A 12,553-nucleotide genomic window follows, 5' to 3' on the forward strand; every position below is an offset into this window, starting at 1 on the left:
AAGTTGAATTCATCGCGGGTCCACCACCGCACGCCACGCCGCGGCGCCGGGATTTTCCGGTGGCGACTCGGCCGGCCCCGGGCGTAACCCGGGGCCGGCCGCGCGGCGGGGCCGGAGGAGGACCGAGGCATGACCGGCGTTTCCCCCGCCGCCGCGATCCGGGTCGGCCTGATCGGCTACGGCTATGCCGGCCGGACCTTCCACGCGCCCCTGATCCGCGCCGTCGCCGGCCTCGATCTCCGGATGGTCGGCTCGCGCGATCCCGCCCGGGTCGAGGCCGACCTGCCCGGTCTGGCGGTCGTCGCCGATCCCGTGGCGGTCGCCACCGCGGCGGCGGTCGACCTCGTGGTGATCGCCACCCCCAACGACACCCACGCCCCCCTGGCGCGGGCGGCCCTGGCGGCGGGCAAGCACGTGGTGGTCGACAAGCCCTTCACCCTCGACCTCGCGGAGGCGCGCACCCTACGCGGCGCGGCGCCGGGGCAGGCTGCTCGCGGTGTTCCACAACCGGCGCTGGGACAGCGATGTCCTGACCGTCGGCAGAGCCATCGCCGGGGGCGTGATCGGACCGGTCCGGCATTTCGAATCGCATCTCGACCGGTTCCGCCCCCAGGTCCGCGACCGGTGGCGCGAGGGCGACGGCCCCGGGAGCGGGATCTGGTACGATCTCGGGCCCCATCTCCTCGATCAGGCGCTCCTTCTCTTCGGCCTGCCCGACCGGGTGACCGCCGCCCTGGCGCGGCTCCGGCCCGGGGCGCGGTCCGACGACTGGGCCCACGTGGTGCTGGACTATCCGGGCCTGCGCGTGGTGCTGCACGCCAGCATGCTCGTCGCCGGCGGGTCGCCCCGCTTCCGCGTGCACGGCGAGGCCGGCAGCCTGATCAAGCACGGGCCGGACCTCCAGGAACGGCAGCTGCTGGCGGGCCTCGCCCCCGGGGCGCCGGGATGGGGCGCGGATCCGGACGCGCTGGAGATCCATGACGGGGCCGGGCGGGTGACGCGTGTGCCGGCCGTGGCCGGGGACCAGCGCCGATTCTACCAGGGCGTGGCCGAGACGATCGCCCGGGGGCCGGTCGACGACGCGGCGGCGCTGGAGGCCGTTCGCGTGATGGCCTGCCTCGAGGCGGCGCTCACGTCGGCCCGGACCGGGGCGTCGGTCGGCCTGGCGCTGGCGCCGGACGAGCGGGGGCCTTGAGCGGGCGGCGTCGATCCCGACGGTCGGGGCATTCGGGGGCGGGATCCGGCCGGCCGCGACCTTTGCGCGCGGCCCTGCCGTCGCGTCGGGACGCGGCCCTGCCGTCGCGTCGGGACGTGGCGGCCGGGACCTTGACCCCGGCGGCCGCGGCCCCTAGCTCCGATTATGGAGGCGAACGGGGTCTGGTGGCCCTCCTGGTCTTCAAAACCAGCGGTACGCCAACAGCGTACGGTGGGTTCGATTCCCATCCGCTTCCGCCAAGGACGTATCCATCGACGTCCACGTTCGTCCATTAACCCCCTGACCTCCAAGCGGTTTATCGGATCAGTCGTCCGAGAGTGTCTGCTGGCGTTTGGCCAAATCCACAATTATGATGTGGGTAACGGGGTGGGTGCGAATGCTGTGCCGGGTAAGCTGACTGCCCTTGGAGTTACGAAGCTCAAGGTCCCCGGCATGTACGGGGATGGGGGTGGCTTGTGGCTTCAAGTTACCGGCAACGGTGCCAAGAGTTGGATCTTCCGGTTCACGCTGGGCGGTAAATCGCGTGAGATGGGCCTCGGTTCGGCGGGCACGTTTTCGTTGGCTGAAGCGCGTGACAAAGCTCTGACGTGCCGCAAGCTCTGCTACGAGGGTATCGATCCGATCGAAGCTCGCCGTCAGCAGCGCCAAGCGGCGGCCCTCGAATCAGCGCGTGCCATGACGTTTCGGCAGTGCGCCGCAGCTTACATCGAATCACACAAGGCGGGTTGGCGGAACGAGAAACACGGCGCTCAGTGGCTCGCCACCCTCGAAGCTTACGTGCACCCCATATTCGGTGATTTGTCGGTTCAAGCCATCGACACCGGTCTCGTTATCAAGGCGATCGAGCCGATCTGGACCACAAAGCCGGAAACCGCTGTTCGCGTGCGTGGTAGAATCGAGTCGATCCTCGATTGGGCAAAGGCCCGAGGTTTCCGGGCTGGTGAAAACCCAGCGCGTTGGCGAGGGCATCTTCAAAATCTCCTGCCCCGCAAAACCAAAATTCAGCGCGTCACCCACCACCCTGCCCTGCCCTTCGCTGAGGTGCCGGAATTCTTAAGGCGTGTTGCCGAGCAACCGGGCATCGCGGCTCGGCTCTTAAAGTTCACGGTTCTTACAGCTGCTCGCACAGGCGAGGCTCTCGGTGCCCGGTGGTGCGAGTTCGACCTAGCGGCCGGAACCTGGACTGTGCCAGCCGAACGGATGAAGGGCGGTGTTGAGCATCGGGTGCCCATCTCCGCTGCCACGCAAGCCATTTTGACCGAAATGGCCGTGGTGTGTGCCAGCGAATTTGTCTTTCCCGGCGGCCGGTATGGTCGTCCTCTTAGCAACATGGCGATGCTGGTGCTGTTGCGGCGCATGGATCGTAGCGACCTGACCGTTCACGGCTTTCGATCCTCGTTCCGGGATTGGGCTAGCGAGATCACGCACTATCCATCCGAAGTAGTTGAGATGGCGCTAGCTCACGTCGTCGAATCAAAGGTCGAGCGAGCTTATAGGCGGGGTGATTTGTTCGAGAAGCGGCGCGAATTAATGGATGATTGGGCTAATTTTTGCGAAGTAATATAAAAATAATAAGCTTATTTTTCTAAATTCCAGTTTTATTTAATTGGTGCCGGGCAGAGCTTTGTTTGGGGTCACGCCAATTCATACCGACAAAGCCGTGCCCTCACTCGAAGCGCGGTGACTCACTCGGGATGGATGCAGGCCATGCTCAACGATACGGTTCCAGCCTTTCGGTTTAACCGACTTCGTCCCCCCTCCCCTTCGACCGAGCCGCCGCGTCGAAACGATCCGGTGAAAGCGACTAACGGGTCGATGGCCGCAAAGCCTGCAAGCAAGCCGGCCGCGTCACTTCGAACCAACGCTGAGGCCGGCAGCCGCGACGCCGTGGCCGCCGACGCCGAACGCTTCCTGCACCAAGCCAAGGGTAATGGGTCTCAGCCGCTTGGCAGCGCGGACTGGTTGCAGCGAGCCGGTCTCAACATCCGCAAGGCATCCGACGCCCAGCACCTCGAAGCCATCGCCCTGGCCTACGCTACCTATATCCGCATCAGCACGAGCCCGCTAAATGTCGCGATTATGGCCGAGCTTGAGACCCTGAGCGGGCGCAAACGCTCGCGGACCACTCACGACCTGCACCTCATCGTCGAGCGATTCGTCTCTTACGGCGGTGAAACTGCGGCCGAGCGGCTGGCGGCGCGTAAGCTGATTAGCCGGGACGTCCGAGCGATTCAGCACCTCGAATCTGCCAAGGTGCTGCCGAGCCGGGTTCAGGCGCTGGCAGCTATCCCAGGCGAGGGGTTGCATGCCTGGGCGCGCCAGAGGGCAGTGGCGAAGCGAGTGTCCGTGTCCCCGCCGAATGCCATCGCGGAGGCGCGTCAAGCGAAGGTTGAGGCACGGCAACGGGCGCTGATCCATGAGGTAGCGATCACGACGCGGCGGCCGGACGGCTCCCGGAAGGCACAGCGCCGCTACGCGATCACCGGCCTGTTGGGGGCTGAGATCGTGGGGCTGCGACGGCGCTTGAAAGGTCTTCAAATGGTGGCCAAGCGCGAAGCTTCGACTCGCTGACTGAGCCGACGGCGGAGCGCTGTGATCAACCTCGCTTCTGGAATGCGCCATCAGCGGACCTTCGGGCAAAACCACCTGAATGGCCGCTTGGAGTCCGATAGCTGCCGTTGAGATGGAATGGTCGGTCCGGCGACCACAACGTCCTCATGTCGTGCCCCATAAAGTTGACCCTAACCTTTGGGCGTCGATACGGTCGCCGTCATGGCCATGGCATACTCATACATCCGCTTCCCGCACCCGGAGCAGATGCACGGCGACAGCCTCCGCCGGCAGCGAGAGGCCGCTGATAAGTGGGCGGCCGAGAAGGGGCTCGTGATCGACGAAAGCCTCACGAACCTTGGGTTGAGCGCCTAGTTGTAGCTGTGGCGTGGGTCAGAGGCCGGTATCCCGGCCGCCCAGGCATCATCGCCGATTCGTCTCCAAGAGCGCCGTCGAGCATGTTGATCCGACTGTGGGGGAATTGGCTCAGGGCGAGTGATGTCGACAGGGCGGTACGTTCGGGGGGAGATCCCTTCGCCTCCCCTGCGCCGGTCACCTTCCAGGTGACGAGCGGGACCAAGATGCTGCTCGACGCTTGCGTTCGCCTCCTTGCCTATTCGAACCAAATTATCGCGGAAGGCATCCCAGTCCGGCTCGTGTTCGAAGACGGCCCTGCGATGGGGTACCTCGACCGGATGGGGTTTTTCGATCACCTCACGCCTGAGGTTGAGGTGTCGCCGGATCGTCCTGTCGTGTCCGGCGCGTATGTGTTCGGAGGCAACAATCGGGGCCTCGTGGAAATCTGTGCCATCCGCCCGGGGATCGATGCCCATGACCTGATCTCTAAGCTGAAGGAGACCATTGGCGCCACCTGCGGGGCCAGGACCGATTTTCCGCAATTCGAGGATGCGATGTCGACAATCCTCTCGGAGCTCATCGAGAACGTGTACCTGCACGGTGGCGACGGTGCGACCGGGCATGCGGCCTTCCAATCGTACCCTGCCTCCAACAAGGCGCGTGTCGTGGTCTCTGATAATGGGCGTGGGCTGATGCAAACCATCCGGCCCCCCTTGGAAGATCGAGACCCGAGCTATCGCCACGTCCGGGACGTAGACTTGCTCGTGGAGATGTTCCGCGATGGCTTGTCGCGTTTCGACGACCCCTCTCACGGAAATGGCCTGAAGGGGTGCGCGACCAAAGCAATCAAATATCGAGCTACGCTCGATGTGCGGCTGAGGTCGCAAGCGGTGACGCTGGTGCCCTCGGGGGAGGCGTACATTCCAAACACCGCCATCCTATCATCGGAGTTACCGAAGCTCGCCGGAACTCACATCGCTTTCGAGCTGTCTCTTGTCTGACGCCATCATCACCGCTTAAATGACGGACATGAACCAGGTGCTCCGATGATCGTGCTTCGCGATATGATGCCCAAGTCCGAGGGCTGGGGCCGGGAGATGGGTCGACCGGTTTTCTCGAAGCTCGTCGAGCATGTCGAACGCAATCCCGACCAGACAATTTTCCCAATCTCCTTCAAGGGCGTGAAGCAGGTCGACTACTCCTTCGCGTCCGAGACGGTCGTTCAGCTCGCCCGCCGCTACAAGGGTGAGAAGGGGTTCTACCTGTTCGAGATCGCCACGCCCTACATCGAGGAAAATGTCGACGCGGCAGCCCGACGTGTCGAGCAGCCATTGGTTGTCGCCGATGCGAAGGGTCATCGTTTCATCGGTTCCGAGCCCAGCGCCGGATCGAAGGCCGCACTCGATTTCGTCGTGGCACGGTCGCACGCACGTGCCGCCGAAATCGCGGACGCGATCCACGTCACGGTGGCGAACGCCTCCATGAAGCTCAAGCAGCTCTGGTCGAGCGGCTTCCTGCTGCGGCGGGAAAGCGTTGCCGATACGGGCGGCGTCGAGTTCGTCTACCAGCGTATCGCCTAAGCCGCCGGGGTTCGTGATAAACGGACCCTTGACGACGTTCGGCCGCACCCCCATAAATGGCTTCAATTATGGAGATTGGCGCGCCGCCCATCTCGATGGAGATGCGCATGTTCGTTGATCAGCGCTTGGCACACCGCAAGGCCTACCTCATCAACCTGCTCGCGCGCATGAGCAACTCCCCGACCTGCGCCGTCACTTCTTCGGGGAGGTCGCCCCGGAGTTCGAACCCTTCCACCGGCTGCCGGCCGTGAAGGCCGCGGCGTGAGGAAACGCAGGAGAGCATGATGGCGAATACACTGCCGAAGTCCGGGCAACCCTGGACGCCCGAGGACACGCGGACCCTGCGCAAGCTAGCCGACGAGAACACGCCGGCGCGCGTGATGCACATGCCCGTGGCCTCATAGGTCCAGTCCGCGGTTCAAGACCAGGTCCGTCTGGTCCTAGGCGTAGTACCAGCTTCCAGGGCTGCTTCGCCTTCCAAGCGGACATTCGAATAGGCGGGGCGGGAGGTCCGCAAAGGGTCAGTTCCGCCCGGTGCTGCTCATGCTGTTTGCCTGGTTAGAGCGCGATCACTGCAGCGCTATGCGAAGGCCCCTTACACGTCCGGTTGGTATCGCCTCTGATGCTCCGCGGGAACATCGCAACTACCATACAGGACAGGCGATCATCATGTCGCGAGATCGTAATCGGCGAGTTCAGGCAGCATCGCCTCGACGACGAAATCGACGAAAGCTGCCGGCACGTCCAGGTAGAACTCGCGATCAGAGTAGGCACCGACATGAGCTGGCAGCCCCCTCGCTGTGAACCACGAGGCCAGCCGGGCGAGGTCGGCTTCCGGTGTGTCACTGAGGAATGAGATCTGCGAGCGCTCCCGGTCATGATCTCGGTGCCCGGTGTCGCTACGGCTGAGCTGCAGGTCGACGTTGGCCCCGGGTTGCCGCAACCACACGGCGCGTTCGGTGCGCCGCAGCTCCACAAACCCCAGCTGCCGGGCGAACATGTCCACGACGGTCTGGAAATGAGCCGGGTTCACCCGGGTGGCGACGTGGTTGAATCGCAAGTCCCAACTCCAATCAGTCCCCGTAGGCAACGGCATAAAGGACGGGTCTGAAACCGTCGACGAACCGATCGACGGAGTTAGGGCCGAGGTTCAGCCGGCCCGAGCACCTATACTTGCCACGCCGCCCCAGCCGAGCTTGGCCATATGCGTCCCATCGACCATGACGAGACTTAAAGGCAGACAACCACCAAGACCCTCGTTGCTGGCGTCTTCGACCCGGTTGAGCCGATCAGAGGCGGGTTTGAGGGTAGCGAGGAGCTGGTTAATGGGGTTGGGCAACTGCACCCCGCCGATGTCTGCCCCCCTACCCACCCTCGCAAAAGCCCGTGCATCGCGTGCATCCCGTGCAGGGTCTGATCAACGCCGCTTTCGTCCCGCCGGCAGGGGTGACGGTGCAGTCTCATCGCGCGCCGGCACTGCCAGCAGGTCGAGGATGTCGACCGCCAAAGCCGTCGCCAAGCGATCGAGCAGATCCACGCTCGGGTTAAATTCGCGCCGTTCGATGCCGCTGACGTAGGTGCGGTCCACGCCGGCATCGACCGCCAGACCTTCCTGGGTAATGCCGCGCTCAACCCGCAGACGCCGCAGGTTCCAGGCGACGCGCGCTCGGCCTTCCATGCCGGCACTGGCATCACCTTGCCCAGCTTAAAAACACCGAATATATTCGACATGAATCGGACGTCAGGTTTCGCCTGTCGCCTGACCGCTCCCATCGGCGACTTCGGTATCTTCAAAGCTCAATTGCCAGAACTCCGATCCCCATCAGCGCAGCCAAGGACCAACCATGCGCATCGCCGTGCTGATCATCGGACTGTGCTTGTCCCTCGCCGTCGGCCTGCAATCCTGTGCCGTCAGCCTGGGTGGCGGCATGGCCAAGGATCAGGCAATCAGCGCGGGCGGAGCCGTCGGTGTCCTCGTCGCTCTGCTTTACCTGCTCGGCTCGGCCTTCGCCCTCGGCCTGCCGCGGGCTTCGGTCGCCATGTTCCTGATCGCCGCCCCGCTCGGCATTATCGTCGGCAGCAGCTCGGGCTTTCATGACCTGCGGATCTGGGGTTTCGTCGCCCTCGCCCTTGCCGCCATGGCCTACCTTGGCGTGCGCGAGCAGCGCCGGCGCAAATCCCCCATCGGCGGAACGGGGGTGAGCCCGTGATGCCGCCCCGCTCCCCTCGCTCACGCGTTTCGATAGCTGTGTTGGCGGCCGGCTTCGTCGGTTCCGCCCTTGCGGGATCAGGCCCCGCCTCAGCTCAGTTCGGGCAGGCATCGCCGCACACGCTCGAACTCAACCACGTCTTCTACTTTAACGGCGACAAGGCCGCCTACGCCAAGTCGCCGGACTGCAAAGCATGGCCTGAGGCGATGCAAACCTTCGACGATCTGCGCGCGGAGGGTAAGGCACTCACGACCGTGAAGGGTAAGGATAAGGCTGCTTCCTTCGTCGAACACGCCTACGCCGAACGCTTGCGGCCCGTGCAATACGTCGATCTCGAGAGCGTCTTCATCGAACCCGTGGGTGAGGATCGATATCGGGTCTACACCGGCAACGAGCCCAAGCAGGTGGTTTGCGGCTTCGACCAGCCACAGTTCCTCAATAAGCTGTGGCTCGATGCCGGGCTCGAGGGCAAGGATGTGCCGGTCAAGCCGCGCCCGCCATCACCGCTTGATGCGGTGGCCGGAGCCTACTGGATGCAGAGTTACGGCTTGGTCCGCGCTTCGCTGCTCCAGCGGGGTTACAGCGCCGTCACAGTCCCGGAGTCGGTGACGCAGCGATGCACGCCGTTGCTCGAAGGGCTATGCGATACTTGGCCCGAGGCCCTGTGCGAGAGTGAGGCACTGACCGGCGCCAGCTGCACCTTCGTATTCCGTCGGAACGGCACACGCCAACTCATAGGTGTCGACACCACAGTCGGGGACCTCACCGAGTCTACCGTGCGGATCACTGTCACTGGACTGCGCGAGCTTGGCGACGAGCCTTAGGCAAGCAAGGCCGGGCGCGCGTCATTCAAACGACGTATCAGGCTAATGGAAATCGTCGCTGCCGAACCGAGCGCCGGCCGCTCAGCTCTACGACGACCACGCCCGCAGCAACGATGATTATATGAGAGAGTGGCTTTCTGCAGTTCTGAGTAACATTGAAAACTTGCAATTTATTACTATCAAACTACAGCTGTTCTAAAGTTAAATAGGAAGCGGAAATGACTAAGATCATCATCGTTATGGGTGCGCTCTCGCTACTGGCGATCAGCGTTCCCGCCTCGGCACGAACCTGTACGACGCATTGCTCCGGCAATGGTAACAATCGGACCTGCACCACTCACTGCTACTGATTGCGAGCGGCAGGATCGAAGCCGGAGGCTGTCCTTCGAAACGGGGGCCTCGGAGCTATCTCTGGCGGGAGCACGGGCGTTTGCCGCTACCGAACCGGTACAGCAACCCGCCCCCCCCCCCCCCCCCCCCCCCCCCTCACAAAATCATGAGTTTTTGCCGCCGGCGGCCATAATGTTGAGGTCTGCGAGGACGAAACGCAGCTCGCGCCAGGGCGACGCTTCGCGGAATGACTCACCGGGCTCCTCCAAACTCAAGAGCACGAGTAGCTTGAGTAGGATTCCCCTCGGCGTCGTCGCCGGCATCGCGTACAGGGTATCGGCCGCGGCCCGGACGCCGCGGAACAGGATTTCCTCCCGCGCCTGGGCCTGCGTGAGCCCGCAAGCTTGCGCGGCCTCGACCCATCGCTTCTGCCGTTGCTTGAGTACCTGCTGCATCCGCTCGCGCCGCCGTCCGGACGGGGCATGCCGATCAAGGGTATCGGTATTGATCGCGTAGCGGACCGGCACTTCGGACCGCGTTGGCAATCGCACCCGCAGGTAGCCAATCTCGGACACCAGCCGTCCTTTGAGGCGGTCACAATGCCGTAGAGCCTGCTCGTGCTCCGCCAGACGGGCTTGGAAGGCGGCGAACAGACGAGGTGTCGAGTCTGGTCGCAGTAGGACTTCTGACCGCGACATGGCTTTTCTTGTGCTGCCAAATGGACTGGTCGCTGGCAGCATGGCGATCAGGGCGAGCAGGCGTCGTCGTGTCGGTGACGGGCCCAGCGATACCGCTTGTCCGTCCACCGCATCGGGTTCGGTGGTGAGAACTGCGGTGACAAACCTGATTCCGTCGGGAGGGCTGGGACGCACCTTCAACCTCCCTCACGGTCGCCGTCACGGGCACAGCCGGACCAGTCGCCGTCGTCATCGGCCGGCCGGTCCGCGTCCCACTCGGTGTCGGCATCGAGCTCGGCCTCGCCCCGCGGCTGCGGGCGTATGGCGTCACTGGCATGAGGCAGATCGCTTCGGGTCACCCGCGGCACCTTGCAGAGGGGGGCCACGTCAGTACTCATCGGCGCGCATGATGGTCAGCACGCGGGTCGTCACCGCGGGGTCGGTTGGGTCCGGCGAATGACCGAGCTGTGCCCGGTCGTAGGCGTCGATCTTCCAGAAGAACTGCTCGCCCCCGACCTCGACCGCGCCGAAGTCGTGCTCGCCGTGAGGATCGTTTTCGGCGTCGAAGCGATCGAAGCGGCGCACGGCCAGCAACAGGGCGATGCGGTCGGCCTCGCGCAGGTCGACCACCCCCGGGGTTTCAACGACCTGCCCCCCGGCGAAGCTGCGCCGGAATGCATCGTTCAGGGCCCGCACCCGCGCGACAGGGTCAGCCGCCGCGGGGTTCGACCCAGCGTTATGGATCTGGGTGTACATAACCGATCCCCCTCAGGCCGCTTCGATCGCTGCGGTGTTGGGGTGCAGCAGGGCCATATGCTCGCGCCGGCGCACGAGGAGGGGCAGGTCCGGCCAGTCGCGCCAGCGTAGGGTGTAGATCCCGCCGGTCTTCGCCTCGATCACCTCGGCCTCGTACCAGCCGTCCTGCTCGCCTTCAGAGATCAGCACGAGGCTGCCGATCGCGACGCCGGCCCAGCTCCGCGGATATCGGGCTTCGCCGGTTGCGGTCGCTTTCGAGGTTTGGTCGCCTACATCGCCCGTCGCCGTAGTTGGCCCCTGCGCAACGGTTTTGCCTGCCGCTGTTGACTGTGCCTCGGCAGGCCCAGCCAAGGCACTTAAGCGGTCGTACACGCCCTTTTTGACGAAAGGCACGAAGGCCCGCCCCGAGGCGAACACCCGGCCCTGGGGAAGCTCTGTCGCAAGGGTTCGATGCGCCTCGGTACTGAGCGGCAGCGTCCACATGTTCATCACCTCCGCGGCCTTCATTGCGAGGGCAGCGTCGGGCTCGGCGAACCAGGAGGCGTGCGGTTTCCCATCCTTATCGGCGCCGAACACAATCAGCGCTGGCGTGGGCTTGGCAGCCGGGGTTTCCGCCTGAGCGTCGATGTCGGGGCCCCTCGCTGGGTCGGGATTCGTCGACTGCTCTTCGGCCTTGGTGACGATCGCGATCATGGCAAGTTCCTGAAATGCGAAAGGGGCCCCGGATGGGACCCCTTGCTCGGTGTGGATGGGTAGGTGAGGCTCAATGCAGACCGTGACCATTGCCGGCAATGTTGTGGCTTTCGAGTGGGCGGCGGTCGAATCATCATGGCCTCGGGGTTTGGGCAGCTTCGCATCACCCGCCACAACACATATAGGAATTTAGTCTTGTTGTCAACCTGCTTAGCAGGGTTGCGCGTTCGCGCGTCAGTTCTGGCGACGGTCGCAGACCTCGAAAGCTGGGCACTGCCGCTGCTGACAGCTGGCCCGATCGTCGATGCGATTGCCGTTGCAGATGTCCCAACCAGCTTCTGAGCAAAAGCCCCACAGCGCTGCTTGAACAAAACGCGGGAAGGTCGCTGGGAAGTCCGGGTTGTAGGCCCGGGCATCGATCCTGCAGGCCAAGCCTTCGATGATCTCCGCGCAGCCGCCAGGCGACGTACAGGCCGGCCCGAAGGCGTGTTCGGCGTTGAAGCGCGCCAAGGTGCCGGTCCGACGCAGGAAATTATGGACGAGGGAGTCGACGGCGATCATCCACGATCCAGCTGTGACCCAGCGTTCCCGGTTCTGGTCGGCGCCGAGCAGAAGGTCAGCCAGCATCATCGCCCAGAGCTTCGGTCCGATGCCGTAGATTTCGCAGAGGGGACTGAGAACGGCCTCCCGCATGCGCGGAGCACGCTCCCGTGCCCCAGGGCCGGGATCGGCCTCGGCGAGCCGTTTATCGATCCAGCCGACGAAGTCGTTGTCGCAGACATCGCGAATGAAGAGGGCGAGGCTGTAGGCGGCCTGGTTCAGCGATCCTTTCCTCAGCCTCGGGAGGGGTAAGGTGCAGGCGTCGATGTGAGCCGGTTCGGCGCAGGTCCGGTCGACCCTGCGATACCCGCACTCAGCGAAATGCCAGTAGCTCGTAAGGCGTGTGCACCTCTGAGGTACCGACAAGGCCGCCTGGATTTCGGCGTTTGTCACCCCGCCATGCTGTTCGGCGTAGCGGGATGCGATCTGATCGGAGATACCCTGAAGCGGCACGAGGCTCATCATCCAGTCGAAGATCGGAGCGCTGTCGTAAGTCGCGACTGCTTGCGAAACACCGTTTGATTTTTGATGGTCCTCTAGGTGGTTTAGAAAGGTGGCCGGAGCGAGGGCAAGCGCAGGTTCAACCACGCGATAAAGATGAGCCCATAGATCTGTGCTAGATTGATTTGCATCGCTATAAATTAGCTTCATGCTGGCAACTTTATCAATTGCCGCAATAAGCCTGTCAAACAACTTCTAATTTATAGTCATTTTTGCCGGCGCAATGGCCGATCGGAAACTTGAATCAAATTCTGGCAGG

Annotated in this window: 14 protein-coding genes, 1 tRNA gene and 1 pseudogene; 10 read left to right on the top strand and 6 right to left on the bottom strand. The window is 63.8% G+C overall.

Annotated features, from left to right (window positions below; genetic code table 11):
* Positions 1 to 129 precede the first annotated feature (129 nt).
* The 8 genes and pseudogenes from AC3IF1_RS18585 to AC3IF1_RS18620 form a co-directional block, all read left to right on the top strand.
* Positions 130 to 417: pseudogene (locus tag AC3IF1_RS18585) on the top strand (Gfo/Idh/MocA family oxidoreductase); the annotation flags it as partial.
* A gap of 79 nt (positions 418 to 496) precedes the next feature.
* Positions 497 to 1,195 (top strand): Gfo/Idh/MocA family oxidoreductase, encoded by a 699-nt coding sequence (locus tag AC3IF1_RS18590; RefSeq protein ID WP_489218791.1) that lies wholly within the window; start codon positions 497 to 499, stop codon positions 1,193 to 1,195.
* 167 nt (positions 1,196 to 1,362) lie between these two features.
* Positions 1,363 to 1,455 (top strand) — tRNA-Sec (locus AC3IF1_RS18595).
* 142 nt (positions 1,456 to 1,597) lie between these two features.
* Positions 1,598 to 2,782: a tyrosine-type recombinase/integrase gene (locus AC3IF1_RS18600; RefSeq protein ID WP_489218792.1), complete on the top strand. Its 1,185-nt coding sequence runs from the start codon at positions 1,598 to 1,600 to the stop codon at positions 2,780 to 2,782.
* A 141-nt stretch (positions 2,783 to 2,923) separates the two neighbouring features.
* Positions 2,924 to 3,787, top strand: a complete 864-nt coding sequence (locus AC3IF1_RS18605) for a hypothetical protein (protein WP_489218793.1) — start codon at positions 2,924 to 2,926, stop codon at positions 3,785 to 3,787.
* A 560-nt stretch (positions 3,788 to 4,347) separates the two neighbouring features.
* Positions 4,348 to 5,124 (top strand): hypothetical protein, encoded by a 777-nt coding sequence (locus AC3IF1_RS18610; RefSeq protein WP_489218794.1) that lies wholly within the window; start codon positions 4,348 to 4,350, stop codon positions 5,122 to 5,124.
* Between the two features lie 45 nt (positions 5,125 to 5,169).
* A complete protein-coding gene (locus AC3IF1_RS18615) occupies positions 5,170 to 5,703 on the top strand; it encodes a hypothetical protein (RefSeq protein ID WP_243941882.1) in 534 nt (177 codons plus the stop codon).
* Positions 5,704 to 5,984: 281 nt separating this feature from the next.
* On the top strand, positions 5,985 to 6,107 hold the full coding sequence (locus AC3IF1_RS18620; protein WP_279600345.1) for a hypothetical protein: 123 nt from the start codon (positions 5,985 to 5,987) through the stop codon (positions 6,105 to 6,107).
* Between the two features lie 263 nt (positions 6,108 to 6,370).
* Here AC3IF1_RS18620 and AC3IF1_RS18625 read toward each other — a convergent pair whose 3' ends face one another.
* Both AC3IF1_RS18625 and AC3IF1_RS18630 read right to left on the bottom strand, forming a co-directional pair.
* Positions 6,371 to 6,763: a VOC family protein gene (locus tag AC3IF1_RS18625; RefSeq protein ID WP_489218795.1), complete on the bottom strand. Its 393-nt coding sequence runs from the start codon at positions 6,761 to 6,763 to the stop codon at positions 6,371 to 6,373.
* Positions 6,764 to 7,120: 357 nt separating this feature from the next.
* On the bottom strand, positions 7,121 to 7,381 hold the full coding sequence (locus AC3IF1_RS18630) for a helix-turn-helix transcriptional regulator (protein WP_489218796.1): 261 nt from the start codon (positions 7,379 to 7,381) through the stop codon (positions 7,121 to 7,123).
* Positions 7,382 to 7,547: 166 nt separating this feature from the next.
* Between AC3IF1_RS18630 and AC3IF1_RS18635 the strand changes: the two genes are divergently transcribed.
* A complete protein-coding gene (locus AC3IF1_RS18635) occupies positions 7,548 to 7,913 on the top strand; it encodes a hypothetical protein (RefSeq protein ID WP_489218797.1) in 366 nt (121 codons plus the stop codon).
* Between the two features lie 41 nt (positions 7,914 to 7,954).
* A complete protein-coding gene (locus AC3IF1_RS18640; RefSeq protein WP_489218799.1) occupies positions 7,955 to 8,737 on the top strand; it encodes a hypothetical protein in 783 nt (260 codons plus the stop codon).
* Between the two features lie 494 nt (positions 8,738 to 9,231).
* On the opposite strand, the gene AC3IF1_RS18645 is transcribed toward AC3IF1_RS18640, so the two are convergent.
* The 4 genes from AC3IF1_RS18645 to AC3IF1_RS18660 form a co-directional block, all read right to left on the bottom strand.
* Positions 9,232 to 9,945, bottom strand: a complete 714-nt coding sequence (locus AC3IF1_RS18645; protein WP_489218800.1) for a hypothetical protein — start codon at positions 9,943 to 9,945, stop codon at positions 9,232 to 9,234.
* Positions 9,946 to 10,131: 186 nt separating this feature from the next.
* A complete protein-coding gene (locus AC3IF1_RS18650; protein WP_489218801.1) occupies positions 10,132 to 10,500 on the bottom strand; it encodes a DUF3768 domain-containing protein in 369 nt (122 codons plus the stop codon).
* A 12-nt stretch (positions 10,501 to 10,512) separates the two neighbouring features.
* Entirely contained in the window at positions 10,513 to 11,193 is a 681-nt protein-coding gene (locus AC3IF1_RS18655; RefSeq protein WP_489218802.1) for a hypothetical protein, read from the bottom strand.
* A 234-nt stretch (positions 11,194 to 11,427) separates the two neighbouring features.
* Positions 11,428 to 12,486 carry a hypothetical protein gene (locus tag AC3IF1_RS18660; protein ID WP_489218803.1) on the bottom strand — a complete coding sequence of 353 codons (1,059 nt, stop codon included), beginning with the start codon at positions 12,484 to 12,486 and terminating at the stop codon, positions 11,428 to 11,430.
* Between the last annotated feature and the right edge of the window lie 67 nt (positions 12,487 to 12,553).

Source organism: Methylobacterium sp. E-012 (genome assembly GCF_057836545.1).